A 21755-nucleotide genomic window follows, 5' to 3' on the forward strand; every position below is an offset into this window, starting at 1 on the left:
CCTGTGGCGCTCCTCAGCATGAGGGCTGCGGCGCGTGCGGAGACGTCGCCGAATGAGCTTCGGCGTCGCCGTCGCGGCGCTTGCGATCGAAGCGGTCGCCGGCTACCCCGAGCCCCTGTTCAAGCGCATCGGCCATCCGGTCACCTGGATCGGCGCGCTCATCGCAACGCTCGACCGAAGGCTCAACCGCGCCGCCGATCCTTTCCCGATGCGCCGCGGCAAGGGCGTGGCGGCGCTGCTGCTGATCGTCGCGGCCCCGCTCGCCGCCGGGGAGGTCATCGAGCGCCTCTTGGGCGCCGCGCCTTACGGCGCGCTTCTCACCGCCCTCCTCGCCTCCGCCCTCCTCGCCCAGAGAAGCCTTTACGACCATGTCGCGGCGGTGGCGCGGGAGCTTGCCGACGGGTTGGACGCAGGGCGGCGGGAAGTCGCCAAAATCGTTGGCCGCGACGTCGCCGAGTTGGACGAGGCCGGCGTCGCCCGCGCGGCGATCGAGAGTCTCGCGGAGAATTTCTCGGACGGCGTCGTCGCCCCGGCGCTGTTTCTCGCCCTCTTCGGCCTGCCGGGCGCGCTGGTCTACAAAGCAGTCAACACCGCCGACAGCATGATCGGCCATAAATCCGAGCGCTATCTCGCCTTCGGCTGGGCGGCGGCGCGCTGTGACGACCTTTTCAACCTCGTTCCCGCGCGCATTGCGGCCGGGCTGATCGCCGCTGCGGCCGCAGCGACGCCGGGCGCTTCGGGGTGGCGCGCCTTCGCCGCCGCCCGCGCCGACGCCGCCAAACACGCTTCGCCCAACGCCGGCTGGCCGGAGGCCGCCATGGCCGGGGCGCTCGGCCTCGCGCTCGGCGGCCCGCGCGCCTATCGCGGCGCGACAGTGGACGGCGCCGTGCTCGGCGAAGGGCTCCGGGCGGCGACCACAGCCGATATTTTTCGCGCGTTGACGATTTACAAACTATCGGCCGCCGTGTTTTGGCTTATCCTGCTCGTCGGGGTCGCCGCGGGCGTTAAATAGTTTGTTTTTCAGGCGGCCGAACTCGACTTACATTATGTGCGGGGTCAGGGCGCGCGCGTCAGCCTTTCCTTTCCGCAACAAGTTGGCTATAAGAGTTTTGTGCAGTGCAACATGGATAGGAGTGGCGGAGAGCTCTGAATATGGATCGGATGTCGTACCACGTTTACGAAATGTTGCATCTGGCCTTTGCGCCGGCGCGTGCGGCGACCGACGCGCTGCTGCACACGATCAAGAGCCCGCTCAACCCGCTCTACCACACCTCGCTCGGCCGCAGCATCGCGGCCTCCGCGGAACTCTTCGAGCGCATGACGCGCCGCTACGGCAAGCCGATGTTTGGCCTGGACACGACCAAGGTCGACGGCGTCGAGGTTGAAGTCGCCGAAGAGCACGTCTGGATGAAGCCGTTCTGCGGCCTGCTGCATTTCAAGCGGCAATTCGCGGACGCGGCGCCGAAACAGTCGAAGCTCCTCATCGTCGCGCCGATGTCGGGCCATTACGCCACGCTGCTGCGCGGGACGGTCGAGGCCTTCCTGCCGAGCCACGACGTTTACATCACCGACTGGACCGACGCGCGCACCGTCCCGCTCGTCGAGGGCAGTTTCGATCTCGACGATTACATCGATTATCTCGAAGAGATGATGCGTTTCCTCGCCGATGACGGCGTTCCGGTCCATACGCTCGGCGTCTGCCAGGCCTCCGTGCCGCTGATCTGCGCCGTCGCGGCCATGGAGGCGGCGAACGACCCGGCGGCGCCCGAATCCATGATTTTGATGGGCGGTCCGATCGATACGCGCGTCAATCCCACCGCGGTCAACAAGCTCGCGGAGAAGCGCGGCATCGACTGGTTCCGCCGCCACTGCATCCACACCGTCCCCTTCCCCCACGCCGGCATGGGACGCGACGTCTATCCTGGTTTTCTGCAGCTCTCGGGCTTCATGGCCATGAACATCGAGCGCCATGTCACCGCGCATGTGGAGATGTTCAACCATCTCATCGAGGGCGACGGCGACTCGGCCGAAAAACACCGCGATTTCTACGACGAATATCTCGCGGTAATGGATCTGACGGCGGAATTCTATCTGCAGACGGTCGAGCGCGTCTTCATCAAGCATGAAGTGCCGCTCGGGCTTCTGCGCCATCGCGGCGAACTCATCGACCTGCGGTCCATCCGCCACACGGCGCTGCTCACCGTCGAGGGCGAGAAGGACGATATTTCGGGCGTCGGCCAGACGCTTGCCGCGCAGGACCTCTGCTCCGGCATTCCCGCGGCGCGCAAGGCGCATCATTTGCAGGTAGGCGTCGGCCATTACGGCGTCTTCAACGGCTCGCGCTTCCGCCGCGAGATCGCCCCGCGAATTTGCGCTTTCACCCGCGAGATGGAGCAAGTGGAGGCGTAAGCCGGCGCCGCAAACCGCGCCGCTCGACCCTCTCCCCGCAAGCGGGGAGAGACTTCCCCGCTCAGAGCGTCGGCAGGCGGCCGGCCTTCAGATTTTCCCGCGCCAGTCCAATCAGCAGTTTTTTCGTGCTCTCGTCTGCAAGCCATGCGTCGACGCGCGGATTGCCCAGACGCTCGGCGCCTTCTTTCTCATAGGTGCGGAAGCAGGCGGCGAGATATTGCGGCAGCGTCAAGAAGTCGCCGACGTCATTGGCGAGGTGATGATTCTGCAGCTTGAACAGATAGCCGCCCTGCACGCCGAAAAGCTTGGCGATCGGCGGATAGACGGGAAAGATCTCGGCGCGCGCGAGATCATAGATCTGATAATAGCTGAAATCCGTCGCCGGCGGCTTCAGACCGACCTTCTCCCACATGAGCTTGGAGAGATCGAAGAGCACATAGCTCATCGGATGCACGAGGCTGTACATGAAGACGCCGCGACGCGCCCATTTCATGAGGTCGGTCGAAAGGTCGACGTCGAATTCGTTGCGCGTCGATTCGAGCAGCTCGCGCGCAGCGTCGTTCCAGATGTCCAGATAGCCCAAAGCCTGGAACACATTTTCATTGAACATCGCCCGAGTTTCTTCGAGCGACAGACCGGCCCGATAGGCGAAGACGGCGATCGCCGAGTGATAGGGGCCGAGCGGGCCGAAGATGAAGCCGTGCAGCGGCTGCGTGGGCTCCTGGATGTAAATCAGATCGGGATGAAAGGCCGCAAAGGTCACTGCGGGAAGGCGCGTCACTTTCGGCAGGCGTTGGCGCAGCTCCGCCGAATCGCCAGGGCCGCGCAGATGGCCCGAGAGGAATTCGTGCGAGAAGACGTAATCATAGGTGTCGAGCGTCTTGACCAGAACATCGAAATTGGCGAAGCGAGAGCGGCCGATCGCCGAGAAATGATGAACCGTCGCGCTCGGGTCCATGACCTTCATCGCATAGGCCACGCCAAAGGCTTGGCAATTGCCCATGACGGCGATGCGTGGCCCGGTAGTGCGGATCTGGCGGCCTGTCAGCTTGGCGATTCGCGGCTCGACCGCATATTGAATCCAGGACTTGGAAATCTGTTTCTCGATCTGGGAGAACATCTGCGTCATTCACCGGCTTCGCCGCTTGGGCGCGTCGCCCGCCGGCCCCCGGCTGGTGACAAGCGGCGGCGCCTTCGTCTATGGTCCGCTGACGAAGGATGGCGCGCCACACGACGCCAAGCGCCATTTGCGACTTATTCACATCGCGATCAGGAGTTTGCCCCGTGGCGGACAATCCCTATAGCTCCCTACCCGACCATCGCTTCTGGCGCAAGGCTGTGACCGGCCTGCCGCCCTTCGCGATCGACCCGCTGCTCTCCGCGCCCTTCAAGATCGCCCGCGAAGACAGGGTCGCCACCGCCGGAAGCTGCTTCGCGCAGGAAATCGCCCATCGGCTCCAGACCAGCGGCTACACCTATTACCTCGCGGAAAAGCCGCCGCAGGGGATGTCGGCCGAAGAGGCGCTGCGTCGCAATTATTCGATGTATTCCTGCCGCTACGGCAATATCTACACGACGGCGCAATTTCGTCAGCTCATCGAACGCGCCTATGGCGACTTCAAGCCGACGCTCGATTTCTGGAATCGTCCCGAGGACGGCCGCTTCGTCGACCCCTTCCGTCCGCGAATCGAACCCGACGCCTATGAGACGCTCGAGGAGATGCACGCGGATCGCGAAAGCCATTTCGCCGCCGTGCGTCACATGTTCGAGACGATGGACGTCTTCGTCTTCACCTTCGGTCACACCGAAACCTGGCGACACAAGGCCGACGGCGCGATTCTGCAACTCGCTCCCGGCGTCGCCGGCGGCGTTTGGGACGAAAATGTCTACGAGTTTTACAATATGACCGTGAGCGAAGTCGTTCGCGACTTTCTCGCCGCCGTGGACCGCATCCGGGCCGTCAATCCCAAGGTTCGCATTGTTCTCAGCGTCTCGCCCGTCGGCATTATCGCGACGTATGAAGACAGGCATGTCATCGTATCGAATACGGCCGTGAAGTCGATCCTGCGCGCGGCCGCCGACGAAGTGGTGCGGGCCCGGCCCAACATCGCTTATTTCCCGTCTTACGATCTCGTGAACGTCTCGCCGAACGCTGGACGATTCTATCGGGAGGATACGAGGCGGATCAATTCACACGGCATCGATCGGACGATGAAGATGTTCTTCGACCACTTCACCGATCGCGCGCGCGAACAGGAGGCGGTCCGAGCCCTGAAGGTCGACGTCGCCGCCGAGGCCGAAGCCAACGCCCGCGTCGTCTGCGACGAGGAAGCGATCGAATCGGCTTGAAGACTTCACGAGGGAACGACAGATGATCATTGGTTCGCTTGCGCTCGCGGCGGCGGGCGCTTTCACCGGCGCGTCGCTTTATGTCAATTATGTCGAGCAGCCTGCGCGTCTGGCCTTGAGCGACGACGCGCTGATCAAGGAGTGGGAGCCCTCCGACCATCGCGGCTTCATCGTGCTCGCGGGACTGGCGGCGGCTGCCGCTCTTTTCGGCTTCATCGCCTATCGAGAGCTCAATGATTTGCGCTGGCTCTTCGGCGCCCTCGTCATGCTCGCCTCGTGGCCCTACACCTATTGGGCGATTGTGCCGCTCAACAACCGCATCCTCGGGCTCATCGGCGCCGATGCGGCGCATGAGGCCCGCAAGGTCATCGACCTGTGGGGCAGCCTGGAGCTCGGACAGACCGCGATCGGCGTTCTGGGCATCGCGATTTTCGCCTGGGCGGCAGGCTGACGCTTCGGCGCCATTTTTGAAGAGCGGCCTTCATGACTTATGATCTCGTAGTGATTGGCTCCGGGCCGGGCGGCTATGTCTGCGCCATCCGAGCGGCGCAACTGGGCTTGAAGACCGCCGTCGTCGAAAAGGACGCGACCTATGGCGGCACGTGCCTCAACGTCGGCTGCATTCCGTCCAAGGCGCTGCTGCACGCCTCGCATATGTTCGACGAAGCCGCGCATGGCCTCGCGCCGCTCGGCGTCATCGTCGATCCGCCCCGGCTCGATCTCGCGGCCATGATGAAGCACAAGGCCGACACCGTGGGCGCCAACGTCAACGGCGTCGCCTTTCTTTTCAAGAAAAACAAGGTCGACGGCATTCGTGGCGTCGGTCGGCTCGCCGGCCCCGGAAAGGTCGAGGTCAGAGGGTCGGACGGCGGGGCGCAGACGCTCGACGCCAAGAATATCGTCATTGCGACCGGCTCGGCGGTCGCGCCGCTGCGTGACGCGGCTGGAGCGGAGATTGCGGTCGATGAAAAGACGATCGTCTCCTCGACGGGCGCGCTGACCCTGGAGAAAGTTCCGCAAAAGCTCGTCGTCGTCGGCGCGGGCGTCATCGGGCTCGAACTCGGCTCGGTTTGGCGCCGGCTCGGCGCGCAGGTGACCGCGATCGAATATCTCGACCGCGTGCTGCCCGGCTTCGACCTCGAAGTCGCCGCACGCTTTCAAAAAATACTGGAGAAGCAGGGCTTCGCCTTCAAATTGTCGTCGAAGGTCACGGGCGTCGCGCGCGAAGGGACGGGCGTCGTCGTCTCCTACGCGTCGGTCGACGGCGCGACGTCGGACAAGATCGAGGCCGACGTCGTGCTGATCGCCACGGGTCGCATTCCCTATACGCAGGGACTGGGGCTCGAGGAGGCGGGCGTCGCTCTGGAACGCGGGCGCATCGTCATCGACGACCATTTTGCGACCAATGTTCCAGGGGTCTACGCCATTGGCGACGTGGTTCGCGGCCCGATGCTCGCGCATAAAGCGGAGGATGAAGGCGTCGCCGTCGCTGAAATTCTCGCGGGCCAGGCCGGCCATGTGAATTACAACGTCATTCCGAGCGTCGTCTACACCTCGCCCGAGGTGGCGTCCATCGGCGTCACCGAAGAAGAGGCGAAGGCCAAGGGACTCGATGTCGCCGTCGGCAAATTCCCCTTCTCCGCCAATGGCCGCGCGCGCTCGATGCGGGAGACCGACGGCTTCGTGAAATTCGTTGCCGACGCCGTCACCGACCGCGTGCTCGGCGTCCATATCCTCGGCGCCGGCGCCGGCGAATTGATCGCGGAAGCCGCCGTGCTGATGGAATTCTCCGGCTCGTCCGAAGATCTGGCGCGCACCTGCCACGCCCATCCGACCATGTCGGAAGCGATGAAGGAGGCGGCGCTCGCGGTCGCCAAGCGGGCGATTCACATTTGACGCGCGCCGCGTCCGCCCGCCTTGGGGTCTTGCTCCCGGGCGCCTACATGGTTGCGAGCGCTACGATCCGCCCGTTGGAAGGAACGATTGCATGGGACGCTTCGACGCGTTCGTCGACAGACTGAAACCTCTGCTGATCCGCGCCTTCTGGTTCGCGCTCGCGGTGATTTTCCTCATCGAGAGCTGGATCTGGGACCATGTGCGGGACTGGCTGCGCCAGCTCGAACGGGCGCTGGGGCTTGAGCGCATCGAGCCCTGGCTCGCGGGCGTGGTGGAGAAACTGTCGCCGCCGATGACGCTGGCGCTTTTCGCCGTCCCGATGCTGGGGGTCCTGCCCTTCAAAGTCGCCGCGCTGGCGCTGCTGGCGAAGGGCCACGTCTTCCTCGGCGTTCTGTTTATCTTCCTGGTGAAGTCGCTCACCCTCGGCGTCGAAGCGTTCCTCTTCGACATATGCCGCGACAAGCTCCTGCAAATGCCGTGGTTCGCCCGTCTCTATTCGATCGTCCTCGATGCGCGCGCCTGGGCCTCCCTGCTGGTGAAGCCACTGAAATTGCGCGCATTAAAATCAGTCGCCCGACTGCCCGCCGCGGCGACCGCTTTCGTCAGAACGAACGGGGGAGACGTTCTGCGCTGGGTCGCGCAGCTGCGGGACATGATGCGTCAGAAGCCGCGCGCCTGAGGCTCATTCGCAAATCGCATAGCCGAAACAAAAATCCTTGTCAGTGTCGGCCGGCTTGATCATCGACGCGGCGCTCGCAAAGCTTGCAGCCAAAAACAAGGCAAATATTCCAAACACCATGGCCTTTTTCATTTTTCCTCCCCGCCCCGTCAAATGACTTGCGTTGCAATCGCCGCTTGCCCGGCTCTGTCTTGACCAGCCGGACGCCGTCTTGCCCCGATAACGCAGTTCGAGCGTGACCGTTCCGCAAATAAAGGCCGAGCTTCGAAAAATTGTTGTGGATCGCCCCCGCGCCAAAGACGAAAAAGCCCCTCCCCGAAGGGGAAGGGCTCAATCGGCGTCAGCTCGCTCGGTTAGAGCACAACGACCTGGGTGCCGACCTTGACGCGGCTATAAAGGTCGATCGCGTCGATGTCGCGCATGCGGATGCAGCCCGAGGACACGGCCTGACCGATCTTCTCCGGCTCATTGGTGCCGTGGATGCGATAGAGCGAGTCTTTCCCATTTTGATACAGATACAGCGCGCGTGAGCCGAGCGGATTGTCGGGGCCGCCGGGCAGGCCGCCAGCGTCGGCCGTCGGCTGCAGATGGGGCCAGCGCTCGAGCATGTCCTTCGGGGGGATCCAGCGCGGCCATTCCTGCATGGCGCCCACATAGGCGCGGCCGGTCCAGCCCATCGCCTCCTGCCCCGTCGCGACGCCGTAACGAATGGCTTTGCCGCCGGGCATGACGTAGTAAAGGAAATGCGCCCTCGAATCGACGACGATCGACCCCACCGGTTCGTTCGTCTTGTAATCAACGAGATAGCGGTCGAATTCGGAGCTGATTTGGGCCTTGGGAGCAAGCGCCAGAAATTCCGCGTCGCGCGCCGAGAGTTTGGGGTCGGGCACCCGGACGCCGCTATAGCAACCCGCCAGAGCGAGAGCGGTTAGCGACATCGCAGCCATAGTTTTCCACTTCATCAGCACGCTCCTTTCCGCCGCAATCAGATTTCTTGAAAATTTCCTTACCACGAACCCGCCCCGTTTAATCCGCCTGCCGCCCTGCTATCGCCAATAATGTGGAGGTGTGGCCTATGGGCCACGCGCACATCCTCTGGTTGCAGCGGATCGGCGGGCGAAGGCGCGCAATCGCGGCCCCCCAAAGGCAGGGACAACCGGGGGACAAGCCCGGCCATGACGGCCGTGGCAAAAACCGCTGTCTTTCAATTTTCATGGACTTTGTCGAAAAACGGCCCAATAAAAGGCGGTCCGCAGTGGCGGCCAGTAGAGCGGCGGGCTGGTGAGAACCCTTCTGTTCACGCATGCGAGCGGCCTCGAGCATGAGATGGGCCCGGGCCATCCGGAGCGTCCAGACCGGCTGCGCGCCATCGAGCGCGAACTCGAAGCTGAAGCATTCCAGGTCCTGACCCGCGCCGAAGCCCCGCGGGCGCCCGTCGAGGCGCTGCGACGCGTGCATCCGCAAAGCTATCTGTCGGCGCTCGAGGAGGCGCAGCCGCGCGAGGGCTATGCGGCGCTCGACAGCGACACGGTCATGTGCACGAAGACGCTCGAAGCCATCTGGCGGGCGGCGGGCGGCGCCGTCGCGGCGGTGGACAGGGTGATGCGCGGCGACGCGGACACGGCCTTCGTCGCGGCGCGGCCGCCCGGCCATCACGCGGGCGCCCGCAACCCGATGGGCTTCTGCTTCGTCAATAACGTCGCCGTGGCGGCGCGCCACGCGCAGGCCGCCCATGGCGCCGAGCGGGTGGCGATCGTCGACTTCGACGTGCACCACGGCAATGGCACGCAGGATATTTTCTGGTCGGATGGGAGCGTGCTGTTTTGCTCGACCCACCAGGCGCCCTTCTATCCCGGCACCGGCGGCTACAACGAGACCGGCGAGCACGACACCATCGTCAACGCCCCGCTGCGCGCCGGCTCGACGGGCGATGTCTTTCAGGAGGCGCTCCTTGAACGCGTCCTGCCGCGGCTGCGGGACTTCAGCCCGGACCTCATCCTGATCTCGGCGGGCTTCGACGCCCATGAGCGCGACCCGCTCGGGGGCCTGCGCTTCACCGAGGAGGATTTCAGCGAGGCGACCAAGCGCCTGATGGACGTGGCCGACAGGAAATGCGGCGGCCGCGTCGTGTCGCTGCTCGAAGGGGGCTATGACCTCGAAGGGCTTGGCCGAAGCGTCGCGGCGCATGTGCGCGCCCTGATGGGGGCGTGACCGCCAGGCCCCCGGCAAGAGCCGCCGCCGAGAGCCGCCGCCAAGCCCCTGCGGCGTAAAAAAAAGCCGCGAGACAATGTCCCGCGGTCTTTTTCTAATGGCTGAAGGCCGGGACGGGCTTTAGCCCTGGCGGGCCTTGTAGCGCTTCTGGACCTTGTTGATGACGTAAACGCGGCCCTTGCGGCGCACGATCTGGTTGGCGCGATGGCGCGAACGCAGGGATTTCAGGGAGTTGCGGACTTTCATGTGTTTATCCTCGGCAATAGAAGACAGGCCGGGATACGCCCAGCGCCTCGTTGGCGACGCCTATGCCAAATTTCGCGCCGCCGATCAAGTCTCGAAGCCGCGTCTAGAACAGGATATTGGCGAAAAGCCGCAGATTGGCGCCGGGCAGCAACACCTCATTCTTACGAAACGAGACGCTGTTGCGCATGTCCGCGTTGAGCAGATTATTGCCCGCGAGGCCGAACGTCATCTCGCGGCCGAGCGGATCGTTCGGGCCGAAAACCATCCGGTAGCTCAGCTCCGCCTTGAGCAGATTATAGCCTTTCGTGGGCGTCTCGCCCGTCTCGGCGATCGCATTCTGCGCAAAGGCGTGCAGCAGATTGACCCGGGCGAGCCAATTGGCGTCGCGCCAGACGAGACCGCCGCCGAGCCGCACGGGCGGGATGCGCGGCACGTTTCCGCCACCCGTGAAGCTCGCCCGCACCACGTCGAACTGGCTCTCGACGCTGACGGTCCCGCCCGCGAGCGTCGCAACGTCGAGCTGGCCCTGGAATTCGCCGCCTCGAAAGACTGCGTTGCGTTGCGCATAGAAGGCCTGCGCGAGATCGCCGCCTTCGCCCAAGGGCGTGCAGCTTGCGACGGTCGCCTCGCAGCTCTCGCCGGTGAGATTGCGGAAAATGAAGTTATCGAAGCGCGTGTAGAAGAGATTGACCTCGAAACGCAGCGGCCCGGGCGCCCGACGCAGGCTGATCTCGACCGTCTTCGCCGCTTCGATCTTCAGATTGGGATCGCCGACGTCGAAGGTGCCGGTGGCCTCATGGGGGCCGCGCGAAAAGAGTTCGGGCGCGCGCGGGGCGCGTTGAACATATTGCGCCGAGAGGCTCGCGACCATGTCGCCGGGAAGATCTTGAAGAAAGCCGAACGCGCCGCTGACCGGCGTGAACTGTCGGTCACGGGGTGTCGAGAAGCCGGGGTCGACCCGGAAATCCGGCATGGCTCCGCTGATTTGCGCATGTTCGACGCGACCGGCGATTTCGAGACGCTGCGCCGCGTTGAACGCGAGCGCGTTGAACAGATAGCCGGCGACGCTCTTCGTGCGGTTGGGGTCGAAGAGCCCGCCGTCGACGCCCGGCGCGCGCAAGAACTGATGCGCGCCCTGGAAACCGAAAGAGGTTTTCAGCGTCCCGAAGGGCAGCGCGACCGGCTGAAGCAGGGTTTCAACGCGGGTTTCGAGCTCCCGATTGGTGAAGGTCTGCTGAGCGCCGTCGACCCCATCGACATTTGCGAGCTCGTTGTGGCGGTAGTCGCCGAGGCCCATCCAGAAGCGGATCGTATCGACATAGGCCGACCGCGGTCGCAATTCGCCTTTCGAGGCGACGCGCGTCTGGCGCATGTCGATCCGCGTATTGGTCGCCGTCGGCTCTATGCCGGGAATGTGGTAGCGGGTGAAAAACTGCGTCACTGAAAAGCCGACGTAGCCGGCGTCGAAAAGATAAGTCCCGCCGAGCGAGGCCGAGCCCATGCGCATGGCCGAATTGGGCTGGCGGCCATAGACCGGCGGCGGCGGGTCGGGCGGAAAGAGATAGGGATAGGCGGGAATCGCGTAATCGCCGGCGCGTCGACCCGCGACGTCGGCGTGGAGGAGAAACGCGCCGCGCCCGGCGTCCAGAAGCGTCGCATTTTCGAGCGCGCCGTCGACGGTCGACGCCGCCGCGCGGGTTTCAGCCGCTGCGCAGCCGGATTGTCGAAACAGGGCCGCGTCAGCGCAGGGCGGATGGTCCGGGATGCGATTGTTTTCAACGTTGACGACGCCGCCCATCGCGGCCGCGCCCCAGCGCAGCGTGGCCGGGCCATGAATCACCTCGACGCGATTTGCGCCGAGCGGATCGAGCGGGACGGCGTGGTCTTCGCCCAGTTCCGAGACGCCGCTGGCGGCGACGCCATTCTCCTGGATGCGCACCCTGTAATTATCCAGCCCGCGCACGATCGGGCGGCTTGCGGCGCCCGGGGCATAGCCCGATCCGGTGACGCCCGGCTTGTCGAAGAGCAGGTCGCCGAGCGTCGCGCCGGGCAAGCGGCGGAGCTCCTCCCGCGGCACAACCAATGTCGACCCGAAGCGATCGGCGACGATCGGCAGACTGTCACGCGGCGCCGAGGGCGTGGGCGGGAGCGCAGCGACAAGCGGCTGGCGCAGCGCGGCAGGCCTCCGCGCGGGCGGGGTCTTCGCATCCGTGTGGCGCTTGGCGGTCCGGACTTCGATCGTGGGCAGCGACTGCTGCGCCGCCGCCGCATAGGACATGAGCACAAAAAGGCCCGCGACGGCGCATCTTACGAGCTGTGACGCGGGCCTCGGGGCCTCTGCGCGGCCAAGAGCGTGACGTAACAGCAAAGCGCCCACCCACGTAATGTTATAACATGCATGTTATAACATTACGTGGCTGCGGGCGGTCAAGCCGGGGTAGCGGCGAAAAACTTCGCCCAGCCGGCCGCACGCAACGTGCAGGCCGGGCATTCGCCGCAGCCGTAGCCCCAGTCGAAGCGTCGGCCGCGCTCGCCGAGGTAACAGCTGTGGCTCTCCTCGACGATCAATTCGACGAGGCCCCAGCCCCCGAGATCCTTGGCCAGGCGCCAGGTCGCGGCCTTGTCGATCCACATCAGGGGGGTATGGATTTCGATGTCGGAGGCCATGCCGAGACAAAGCGCCCGGTTCATCGCGCGGATCGTTTCGTGGCGGCAATCGGGATAGCCGGAAAAATCGGTCTCGCACATGCCGCCGACGATGTCGGAAACGGCGCGGCGATAGGCGAGCGCGCCGGCGAAGGCGAGGAAGATGAGATTGCGCCCGGGGACAAAGGTGTTGGGCAAACCGTCCTCGCGCAACGCGATCTCCGCGTCGCGGGTGAGCGCGGTGTCCGAGATGGCGCCGAGCGCCTCGATGGTCATTGTGTGGTCGTCGCCGAGCCTTTGGCGCCAGAGCGGCGACAACGCCGCGAGCCCGTCGCGCAGTCTTTTGCGCTGATCGAGTTCGATGCGGTGGCGTTGGCCATAGTCGAAGCCGACCGTCTCGACGCGGGCAAAATGCGCGAGCGCCCAGGCGAGGCAGGTGGTGGAGTCCTGCCCGCCAGAAAAGAGCACGAGCGCGGCGGAATCGGGCGCGGGATGTGCGTCATGGGTCGTCATGACGCGGCAGCCTAGAGCAGTTTTTGCTCGCCGTCAGAGGTTTTCTCGTTCAGGCGGCGGGCCGGCTGGCGCGTCCCTGGGTTTCGAACTTCGGCAGGGCGTTCATCACCCGCTGCGGCGGGAACACGACGATCGCCTGCGTGCCCTCGCGAATCTTGGAGCGCAGCATGAACTGCCCGCCGTGAAGCTCGACGAGCCCCTTGACGATCGGCAGACCGAGGCCGGTGCCTTCTTCGGCGTTTTTTTGCGCAAGCGAGCCGCGGCCGAAGGACGACATGACGACGGCGATCTCTTCTTCCGGGATGCCGGGCCCGGTATCGGTAATGGCGATATATTGGCCGCCCGCCCGGGTCCAGCCGACCTTCAGCGTCACCTGCCCGCCTTGCGGCGTGAATTTAATGCCGTTGGTCAGGAGATTGAGCACGATCTGCCGCACGGCGCGCTCATCCGCCCAGATGCGCGGCAGGCTCGGCTCGACCGCCTCTATGAGCGTGATGTCCCGCTTCTTGGCGCGAATCATCAACAGATGTCGGCAATCCTGCGCGATATTGACCAAGGAGACGCTCTCCTCCTTGAGTTCGTATCGGCCCGCCTCGACTCGCGACAGATCGAGGATTTCGTTGATCAGCATGAGCAGATGCTGACCGCTCGAATGAATGTCGGCGGAATAATCCCGGAAGTCCGCTCCTAGGTTTCCCAATGGCGCGCGATCCCGCGTTAAAGCAGCCGTTTTTCCTTCCATTTGTTGCGTTTCCGCCTATATTGAGGGTCCAGCAAGGCGCGCAATGGCGCGCGTGCCATCGGTTGCCCGGCTGTATAATAGGCTGTGCAAGGAAAAGCCCTCGAACCTGCGGACCAGACCATGACCTTCAAGCCCGGCGACGGACTAAAACCCGGCAATAAAACGAAGCCAAAAATCACGAGCGCCTTGGGGCTCGAAAAGCAGCTCAAAACTGCGAAGCCCGGCGACCGCCTGCCCGACGCGGAAGTGCCCGGACTTGGCTTGAAGGTGACGAGCGCCACGCGCCAATCTTGGGTGCTGCGCTTTGGTAAGAAAGGCCGGGGGCATGGGCTCGGCCCCTATCCCGAAGTCGGGCTCGCCAAGGCCCGTCACAAGGCCCGTGAGGCGCGAGAGAAGATAAGGCAGGGGATAGACCCTATCGCCGAGCGCGCCGCTCTCCGGGCCGCGCAAGCCGCTTCCGCACAGAAGAAGATCGTCACCTTCAAGCAAGCAGCCGAGCGGTTCTATGCGGCCAAGAGCGGCGAGTGGAAGACAGACAAGCAGCGGCGCAACTTTATCTCGACCATGGAAACCTATGTCTATCCGACCATCGGCGCGACCGACGTGGCGGCCGTCGATAGAGCCGCCATTTTGGCCGTGCTCTCGCCCATTTGGGAGACCAAGGCGACCGTCGCCAAATTGTTGCGCATTCGCCTCGAAACGATCCTGACCTATGCGGAAGTCCACGGCTACCGGAGCGCCAGTGACAACCCCGCCCGATGGAGCGGCAATCTCGCCGTGATCCTTCCGAGCCATGGCAGGATTCGAACCGTCAAACACCACGCGGCCATGCCCTACAAGGACGTTCCGGCGTTCATGGCGCGCCTGCGCGAACTTGAAGGCGTCGCGGCGCTGGCGCTGGAATTCCTGATCCTGACCGGCGGGCGCATCGCCGAAGTGTGCGATGCGACGTGGGGCGAAATAGATCGCGAGGCCCGCCTGTGGCGCATTCCGAGCGCGCGCATGAAAGCCGGGCGCGAGCACATCGCGCCGCTGAGCGCCGCCGCCATGGCCGTCCTCGACCGCCTCGCGCCGGAGGATGCGCCACGCCCCGCCGCGCACGTGTTTCAGGGGCGCATCGCCGGGCAGGCGATCAACCCTAAAACGCTTGAAAATTTGCTGCGCCAAACGCTGGGCGTCACCAAGGAAGAGGCGACCCCACACGGGTTCCGCACCAGCCTAAGAGATTGGGCGGGCGACGAGACGGACTATGCCGACGAAATCGCCGAGTTGACGATTGCCCATAAGGTCGGGAACGACTCCCGAAACGCCTATCGGCGCTCCCCGGCCGTGCGAAAGCGCGCCCTGTTGCTCGAAGATTGGGCGCGCTACGTCGGCGGCGAGACGGGCGGCGTTGGCGGTGAGAACGTCGTTGTCGGAAAGTTCGGCTAAAGGTTGGAAATTCGATGCGGCCCCCGCCCAAGGGACCGCATCGCCAGTGCAGCGACAGAGCTTAGAATCCAAGTAATCGTTGGGCCATCGCAATTAAAAAAATTAGTTTGTTTGTTTGATACTACTTGCCGCTTGTTTTCGTTTTACTTTACTGACAGGCTACCGTTTGGATTTTTTACTTGCAAGAGGGGCAAAACGGGGCGCAAAAGCGGGAAACCGCGCCATTCGTGCGCTTCAAGGAAAGCTCCCCCATGTCGGCCAGAAAGAAAGCTTCAACCAAGCCTGCATTTATTACAAAGACCGAGGTAATGCGCCGTCTCGGGATCGGCGACACAACGCTGCGAAAGCTGATCAAGGCGGGACATTTCCCGCCGGGCGTTCCCGCCGTCCCCGGCGGCAGGGCGCTCGGCTGGCTCGATAGCGTGGTTGACGCCTATCAGGCGGAGCGCCTCTCCCTGCTCGACGCCGGCCCGGTCGAACTGCCGCCCGTGCCGCCGCCATTCTCGAAGCGCGACGATGACGATGACGCTGGCGAAGCGGAGGCGGTAAATGAAAAATGACGACCGCAAAATTCATCCGGCGGCGGCGCTGTTCCCGCTTCTCGAAGGCGAAGCTTTCGATAAATTTGTTGAGGATATGCGCGTCAACGGGCAGACCGAGCCCATCGTCTATGAAGGCGAGAAGGTCATCCTCGATGGCCGCAACCGGCTTCGCGCTTGTGAGAAATTGGGCATAGCGCCGCGTATGGAGCCCCTGCCCGAGGGGCAAGACCCTCTCGCCTTTATTATCAGTAAGAACCTGCACCGCCGCCATCTTAGCGAAAGCCAACGCGCCATGATCGGCGCGCAACTGGCGGACATGCGGCAAGGCGAGCGGACGGACCTTGAACCTTCTGCCAATCGGCAAAAGGTTTCTCAGGCGGATGCAGCCAAGCTCGTGAATGCCTCGCCCCGCTCTCTTGCGCGCGCCGTCAAGGTTCAGAAGAAGGGCGCGCCTGTTTTGAAGGAGGCAGTCCAGCACGGCGACCTTTCGATCAGCGCCGCCGCGACCATTGCGGACCTAGCCCCAGAGCAACAGGCGAAAGCTGTCAACGCCGCCACGATCCCGACCGCCTATCGCGGCCTTGTGCCGGAACTGGCGCAGCTTGCAGCGCAGATAAAGCTTTCAAAGGCGGCCAACGACCGGCTCGCAACTCTTCCCGTCAAGGAACAGAAAACGCTCGCTGCGGAAGCGAAATCTGAGCACAACGGGCTGAAACTAGGCCGGATCATTCAAGGCAAAGCTGACGAGCTTCGCGAACAGGAAAAGAAAGCGAAAGCCAAGCAGAAAGAGCAAAAGGCGGAAACCGAGAAAAAAGCGGCGCGCCTCGCACAGGCGCGGCAGGATTTAGAGCAGCGCATCATCGACGTGATCGTTCGGGCGCTTGTCGGCGCTGGCTTTGATCGCGAGACGCAAGAGCGCGTCTACAACGTGGCTCATGATTGGGACTACGGCCTAGCCGAGGCCGTCCGCGAAGCTTTCCATCTTTATGAGGATGACGACGCACAGGCGGCGGAGTGACCCGCGCCCCTCGCCGCCGGCTTAAGTAGAGACCAAGGTTTTGGATCGAGTCGAATAGCCCCGAAAAGCGGGGTTGACTACCCTACCCGCACTTCCATGAACGCTGTCAGAACGCAGTTCTGTGGCTCGTTTTTCTGGGTTTCGCAGCATTGATCACCGTCAAGTCTATAAAAGCGCTCAGAAAGCGCGTGAAGTCTGCGACAGCGCCAAATGTGAAGCTTTCGGCAGACATATGCCGGGCGTTCAACGTCAAGGCTGAGCACGTCACCGGCTCTCTTGATGCGGCGGTTCGCTTTGTCGAGACGACATTGCCGGGCTGGTGGTGGAAGGTCGGCACATGCTGCGTCTCAGATGACGCTTGCGTTTGCCCCGACTTCAACAATCCCGTTCATGGCGCTGCGCTCAAGGCGCGCTTCTTTCCAATTGAGCGCGGCGGCTTGTTTGATTGGGGCTTTGACCTTGATTGTCGGCCATCGGGCAATCTGCCCATCGCCCTCATGCAATCGGCGCTTTGGGCGCATGGCGTCATATTAGCCGCTTCCGACCGGACCTTCCTTCAAGCCGCGACCGAGGCCGTCAACGCCGAAGCCTTCGCGCTCACTGGCGCGCGCGACACCTGCATCCTCTCGGCGCACGCGCTCAACCACATCCTGCGGTTCTATGGGCTGCGCTCTTACGTCCTGCGGGTTGAGGCGAGCATCCATCATCGAACGGATCGGACATTCGTGGGCACGCTTTTAGGCCGCGACCCATGGGACAGGCGCGCCCCCGAGCCCGGCATGTGGCACGGGCATGTCGCCGTCGCGGTCGAATGCAATTGGTTATGCGACCCGACGTTAGACCAAGCCAATAAGCCCGCGTGGGGCAACGATCAGGTTGCGCCGATTGCCGTTGGACTCCCGCCATCGTTCTGGACGGACCCGCGCGGATTTGTTGTGCCTATCGGGGCGCTTGACGTGCGCTATCTGCCTTACCGTCGGCCGCAGAGCGGATTCAAGAATGCAGGCGACGCGCGCCCCTCGCACTGGCGCTTGGTCGCGGATCGGGCGGCGGCGCGATTGGCCGCTGACAATATTTTCTACTAGCGCGCACTATACGCGATAGCGCGTTATGGCGCGCGGTCCGTTGCAGCCTGAAATTCATTGAGATTTCGTCTCTTCCCTTCGCCGTGGGTGTTCCCTAATTGCGTGGTGCTACCAAAAAGGAGCACACGAAAAATGGAAACTTCTGCTTTGACTGCGGAAAAGAAAACGCAGAAGCCCCGACACCGCGACCCCGATCAATGCGCCCGCGTGAACTTTCAGGTGCGCATGAAAACTTCGATCATAAAGAAGGTCAACGCGGCGGCAAAAGCGGCAGGCATGAGTCGAAACGAGTGGCTCTGCATCGTCGCCGAGACAGCAACCGAAGTCTAAACAAAAGAAAACCCCCGCCGGTCAGGGCGGGGGCACATTCGCTTGGCGGCGGATGGAAACCGGCCCTTGGAGAAAGGCGGCTCACGATGCTCAAAATATTCCAGAATCCCCGCGACGGCAAGGCCCATAGCGCGCTTCTGAGCGCCTTTCGCCAGCGCCCCGCCCCAACCCCGACCAGACCCGCAATCTTGCGCCATGCGCCCCCGACAGGGCCGCAAGGATCGCTTTGCCCGCGCCCATTGCCGCTCCGGCGCTTCGCCCGGAAGGGAGGATGAGTCATGCGCAACGCCCTTGAAGCCACAATCTGCGGCGTTGCAATCCCGCCGAGCATTCCTGATCGCCAATATTTTAAGACGCATCGCACGCGCCGTTATCGAATGCGCTTGGCGTCGAAGGAAGAAGCGTCCGCTTATGCTCTGACCGGCGAAAAGATCGAGTCAAATTTTGTCCTTTGTGTCGCGGTTCAACGCGTAACGATGAATCGGCGCATCCGCGCATATCTTCCGCTTCCCGCTGCGATTATCGACCGCATGAACGATGAACGCTTGGCGCGCATGGTCTTCGAACGCATCGCATCGAATAGCGATTTAACGCCCAAACAGATGGGCGTTGCGATATGCGACTCTGAACTCGGAAAATTTGGAATGTTGAAGCTTAAAATTGCCGATGAATAAGTAATTCTGACGTTTTGCCGAACGCATCGCATTGGTGCGTTTCGTGAAAGCGGCTGTGCTTCATAACAACGGAGAAAAGGCAAAATGATGGCTATGACAGAAAAAGAAATCGCTCAGGCAAGGTCGAACACCTTCATGACCCTCGCCGAAGCGATTAACGAACTTGCCCTTCATCTTGTGATGAATGCGCAAACCAAGGAAGTCATCGCAGATTTGGCCGTCCTGCTTACAAAGGGTCCTACAGACGAAGACTATCTTGCTTCTCTCACCGAGATAGAGTTGCGCAACATGTCGCTGCGAATTGCGGTGGAGAAGAAAATCGTCGCCTTTCTGCTGTCGCTAGAAATCAGCGAATAACCGACATCGGGGCGCGCGGTTTCGGCTGCGCGCCTCTTCCATGAAGCAAACACAAGAGGAAAGAAGGATTGGAATGGATCAAAGCTAATCCGATACGCAGAAGGAAGAGATAGACAAGAAATGATCGACAAACGTTGATCGTTTTTTTGTCTTTCGACTCAAACCAGAACGGAAAACGCCAATGTAACCGGCCCCAACCAACGCCCCGGCGCACAGCGCCGTGTGAAGTGAACGTTACGCCCCGCGCAATGAGGCCCGGCGGCGATGGATCAACTCCAATGGCTGAGCATGAATTCGGAAAAGAAAACCCGCCCCATGATGGCGATCACGGGACGGGCGCTGAGAAAGACCCCCGGCTAGAAGGTCAGGAAGAAAATACTACGCCGGGCGCTGGCGATCAAGAAATTAACGGCAAGCCGCATCCTCTCGGGGGCGGCGCTCGTAAAAGTCGCGGGCGCAAGAGCCGTGACGGCTATCCGTGTGGCGAGCGTTATGACGAGAACATGAAATTTCTCGAAGTTTATTATTATCCGAAAGCGGACAGAACGCCTTACGGAATGGTGAAACGGACTGATCAAAAACAGTTCCCACAGTTTCACTACAAACAAGTTACGATGCTTCCTGATACGAATGATCCACGAAACTGGTCGCCCGGCGCTCCAAAGGGGCCGAAGGTTCTCTACAATCTTCCGGTGCTATCGAAGGCCGCCCCCGATGCAGTCTTCTACATTAGCGAGGGCGAGAAAGACGCCGACACGCTTATTGATCTTGGTTTCCTCGCAACCTGCAATAGTTGCGGCGCGACTTACGTAAATAGCAAAGGCGAACTGAAAGGTTGGGCGCTCGAACTCAATGAGCCCTGTAAAGGCCATCCCGCTATCTTGTTCGAAGACAACGATAGGGACGGCGTGCGCCATGTGCAGACCATCGCCGAACAATTAAGCCCCTACTGCCCCTCCATCAAAATCGTGCGCTTCCGAAAACATCGGCCCAAGTTCGACGTAACGGATTGGGTAGAAGAAATGTCATTGCAGTTGTTCGGCGACAAGCTCGTTTGGAACCATACAACGGCAAACCGGGAAATCATGCGCACGAAGTTTTTAGAGTTATTGGAGGAAGCTGTGGACTATCAACCAAAAATTGAACGCGATGGTCGTCTGATAGACAACTATGATTTTGTCCCCGACTATGCCGAAGACGTGCTGGCGCAGGAAGTTGTGCAACTCCATGGCGAGTCTTTTCGCTACGTAGAGGCGTGGGGCAAATGGTTCGTTTGGGATGGCGTATGCTGGCGCGAAGATGATACAGGACGCGTCATTGACCAGTATATCCGCGTCGTTTGTTACGAAAAAGCGGATCGAATCGGGCAACAAAACACTAAGAATGCAGAAAAGCTTTCTGCGAAGTTGTTAAGCAGCGCCACAATCCATTCGGTGCGCAAACTGGCGCAAAGCATTCCGCCAGTCGCCTCTACCGTAGATCAATGGGATAAAGACCCTTGGCTGTTGAATACGCCCGACGGAGTCGTGGATTTGCGCACCGGCGAACTGCGCGAGCATTGTCACGATGATTATATGACGAAGATCACAGAAGTCGCCCCGGACTGGAATTGTCCGACGCCGCTGTTCGACAGCTTCATAGATAGAATCATGAAAGGCGATCAGGAATTCATCGCCTACGCCATGCGCGTGTTCGGCTATTCGCTCACCGGACTCGTAAACGAGCACGTGATTTGCTTTGGATATGGAGAGGGGCGCAATGGTAAGGGCGTATTGCTGAATACAGTCGGCGGCTTAATGAATGATTACAGCGTCGTCGCCCCCATTACGACATTTATCGTCAGCAAACATGAGCAACACCCGACTGATCTAGCCTCATTGCGCGGCGCGCGATTCGTGCGCTGTTCTGAGGTTGAGAAGGGCCACCAATGGGCGGAAGCAAAAATCAAGTTGCTGAGCGGCGGCGATCCGATCAAGGCGCGCTTCATGCGGCAAGACTTTTTTACTTATCAGCCGCAATTCAAGCTGTTTATCATCGGCAACCACAAACCTTCATTGCGGACGGTAGACGAAGCGATCAAAGGGCGTATGCAAATGTGGCCGTTCGACGTGGTTATTCCCGAAAAAGAAAGAGACAAGATGTTAGAGGAAAAGTTGAAAGCGGAACGCCCCGGCATTCTCGCCAAGATGATTGACGGCTGCATGGAGTGGCAACGGATCGGATTGAAGCCCCCGCAATGCGTTATCGAGAAGACCGCCGAATATATGCAGGATCAAGACTCAGTCGCGGAATGGTTCAAGGATTGCATCGAACTCGACGTGAAAGGTTTTGAACCGATTCAGGGTCTGTTCGATTCGTGGACCCAATGGGCGACAAGAGCGGGCGAATGGGTTGGTAAGAGAAAGGAATTCAAGGCGTGGTTTGAAAAGCGCGGATATAAGGAAGAAAGAAAAGAGAAAGGGATTGGATTCGCAGGATTGAAGTTGAAACCCACGCCTATGTGATAGCGCAATATTTGGTCTCATGATTGTTGCAAGGCGCGCGCAACATGCGTTGTGGCGTCGTGTGTCGTGTTGCGGGCGGCTTCTGTTTTTGGGCGTTTGACTCACAAGCCCCTCGAAGGGCTG

At 61.8% G+C, this 21755-nt stretch carries 21 protein-coding genes and 1 pseudogene; 15 read left to right on the top strand and 7 right to left on the bottom strand.

Annotated features, from left to right (window positions below; translation table 11 throughout):
• The first annotated feature begins 52 nt into the window (after positions 1-52).
• Entirely contained in the window at positions 53-1012 is a 960-nt protein-coding gene (gene cbiB, locus ACETII_RS05455; protein WP_472787392.1) for an adenosylcobinamide-phosphate synthase CbiB, read from the top strand.
• A 140-nt stretch (positions 1013-1152) separates the two neighbouring features.
• Positions 1153-2409, top strand: a complete 1257-nt coding sequence (locus tag ACETII_RS05460; RefSeq protein WP_472787393.1) for a polyhydroxyalkanoate depolymerase — start codon at positions 1153-1155, stop codon at positions 2407-2409.
• Between the two features lie 61 nt (positions 2410-2470).
• On the opposite strand, the gene ACETII_RS05465 is transcribed toward ACETII_RS05460, so the two are convergent.
• Entirely contained in the window at positions 2471-3538 is a 1068-nt protein-coding gene (locus ACETII_RS05465) for a WcbI family polysaccharide biosynthesis putative acetyltransferase (RefSeq protein ID WP_472787394.1), read from the bottom strand.
• Positions 3539-3693: 155 nt separating this feature from the next.
• Between ACETII_RS05465 and ACETII_RS05470 the strand changes: the two genes are divergently transcribed.
• The 4 genes from ACETII_RS05470 to ACETII_RS05485 all read left to right on the top strand — a co-directional run bounded on the left by ACETII_RS05470 (position 3694) and on the right by ACETII_RS05485 (position 7333).
• On the top strand, positions 3694-4758 hold the full coding sequence (locus ACETII_RS05470) for a GSCFA domain-containing protein (protein ID WP_363349894.1): 1065 nt from the start codon (positions 3694-3696) through the stop codon (positions 4756-4758).
• A 22-nt stretch (positions 4759-4780) separates the two neighbouring features.
• Positions 4781-5209, top strand: coding sequence for a DUF1772 domain-containing protein (locus ACETII_RS05475; protein ID WP_363349895.1), 429 nt, complete (start codon positions 4781-4783; stop codon positions 5207-5209).
• A gap of 32 nt (positions 5210-5241) precedes the next feature.
• Positions 5242-6654: a dihydrolipoyl dehydrogenase gene (gene lpdA, locus ACETII_RS05480; RefSeq protein WP_472787395.1), complete on the top strand. Its 1413-nt coding sequence runs from the start codon at positions 5242-5244 to the stop codon at positions 6652-6654.
• A 91-nt stretch (positions 6655-6745) separates the two neighbouring features.
• Positions 6746-7333: a hypothetical protein gene (locus ACETII_RS05485; RefSeq protein WP_472787396.1), complete on the top strand. Its 588-nt coding sequence runs from the start codon at positions 6746-6748 to the stop codon at positions 7331-7333.
• Positions 7334-7336: 3 nt separating this feature from the next.
• Here the strand turns inward: ACETII_RS05485 and ACETII_RS05490 are convergent, their stop codons facing one another.
• On the bottom strand, positions 7337-7465 hold the full coding sequence (locus ACETII_RS05490; protein WP_472787397.1) for a hypothetical protein: 129 nt from the start codon (positions 7463-7465) through the stop codon (positions 7337-7339).
• Positions 7466-7686: 221 nt separating this feature from the next.
• Positions 7687-8295: a L,D-transpeptidase gene (locus tag ACETII_RS05495; protein WP_363349899.1), complete on the bottom strand. Its 609-nt coding sequence runs from the start codon at positions 8293-8295 to the stop codon at positions 7687-7689.
• Positions 8296-8614: 319 nt separating this feature from the next.
• Here ACETII_RS05495 and ACETII_RS05500 point away from each other — a divergent pair, with 319 nt between their 5' ends.
• Positions 8615-9544, top strand: a complete 930-nt coding sequence (locus tag ACETII_RS05500) for a histone deacetylase family protein (RefSeq protein WP_472787398.1) — start codon at positions 8615-8617, stop codon at positions 9542-9544.
• Between the two features lie 120 nt (positions 9545-9664).
• Here ACETII_RS05500 and ykgO read toward each other — a convergent pair whose 3' ends face one another.
• The 4 genes and pseudogenes from ykgO to ACETII_RS05520 all read right to left on the bottom strand — a co-directional run.
• The gene (ykgO, locus tag ACETII_RS05505) at positions 9665-9790 is read right to left on the bottom strand and encodes a type B 50S ribosomal protein L36 (protein WP_036283477.1); all 126 of its coding nucleotides are present in this window, start codon (positions 9788-9790) and stop codon (positions 9665-9667) included.
• A gap of 103 nt (positions 9791-9893) precedes the next feature.
• Positions 9894-12068 carry a TonB-dependent receptor gene (locus ACETII_RS05510; protein ID WP_472788119.1) on the bottom strand — a complete coding sequence of 725 codons (2175 nt, stop codon included), beginning with the start codon at positions 12066-12068 and terminating at the stop codon, positions 9894-9896.
• Between the two features lie 149 nt (positions 12069-12217).
• A complete protein-coding gene (gene queC / locus ACETII_RS05515) occupies positions 12218-12949 on the bottom strand; it encodes a 7-cyano-7-deazaguanine synthase QueC (RefSeq protein WP_472787399.1) in 732 nt (243 codons plus the stop codon).
• Between the two features lie 49 nt (positions 12950-12998).
• Positions 12999-13628, bottom strand: a pseudogene (locus ACETII_RS05520) (sensor histidine kinase); the annotation flags it as partial.
• 183 nt (positions 13629-13811) lie between these two features.
• On the opposite strand from ACETII_RS05520, the gene ACETII_RS05525 reads away from it, so the two are divergent.
• The 8 genes from ACETII_RS05525 (at position 13812) to ACETII_RS05560 (ending at position 21632) form a co-directional block, all read left to right on the top strand.
• Positions 13812-15122 (top strand): tyrosine-type recombinase/integrase, encoded by a 1311-nt coding sequence (locus ACETII_RS05525; protein WP_472787400.1) that lies wholly within the window; start codon positions 13812-13814, stop codon positions 15120-15122.
• Between the two features lie 308 nt (positions 15123-15430).
• Entirely contained in the window at positions 15431-15682 is a 252-nt protein-coding gene (locus tag ACETII_RS05530; RefSeq protein WP_472787401.1) for a helix-turn-helix transcriptional regulator, read from the top strand.
• On the top strand, positions 15672-16682 hold the full coding sequence (locus ACETII_RS05535) for a ParB/RepB/Spo0J family partition protein (RefSeq protein ID WP_472787402.1): 1011 nt from the start codon (positions 15672-15674) through the stop codon (positions 16680-16682). The genes ACETII_RS05530 and ACETII_RS05535 overlap by 11 nt, the downstream gene beginning before the upstream one ends.
• 212 nt (positions 16683-16894) lie before the next feature.
• Positions 16895-17767 carry a hypothetical protein gene (locus tag ACETII_RS05540; protein WP_472787403.1) on the top strand — a complete coding sequence of 291 codons (873 nt, stop codon included), beginning with the start codon at positions 16895-16897 and terminating at the stop codon, positions 17765-17767.
• Between the two features lie 132 nt (positions 17768-17899).
• Positions 17900-18097 carry a hypothetical protein gene (locus tag ACETII_RS05545; RefSeq protein WP_472787404.1) on the top strand — a complete coding sequence of 66 codons (198 nt, stop codon included), beginning with the start codon at positions 17900-17902 and terminating at the stop codon, positions 18095-18097.
• 278 nt (positions 18098-18375) lie between these two features.
• Positions 18376-18771, top strand: a complete 396-nt coding sequence (locus tag ACETII_RS05550) for a hypothetical protein (RefSeq protein ID WP_472787405.1) — start codon at positions 18376-18378, stop codon at positions 18769-18771.
• Positions 18772-18855: 84 nt separating this feature from the next.
• On the top strand, positions 18856-19128 hold the full coding sequence (locus tag ACETII_RS05555) for a hypothetical protein (protein WP_472787406.1): 273 nt from the start codon (positions 18856-18858) through the stop codon (positions 19126-19128).
• A gap of 278 nt (positions 19129-19406) precedes the next feature.
• On the top strand, positions 19407-21632 hold the full coding sequence (locus ACETII_RS05560; protein ID WP_472787407.1) for a phage/plasmid primase, P4 family: 2226 nt from the start codon (positions 19407-19409) through the stop codon (positions 21630-21632).
• Positions 21633-21755 lie beyond the last annotated feature (123 nt).

The sequence above is a fragment of the Methylocystis sp. NC52PC genome, from assembly GCF_055698645.1.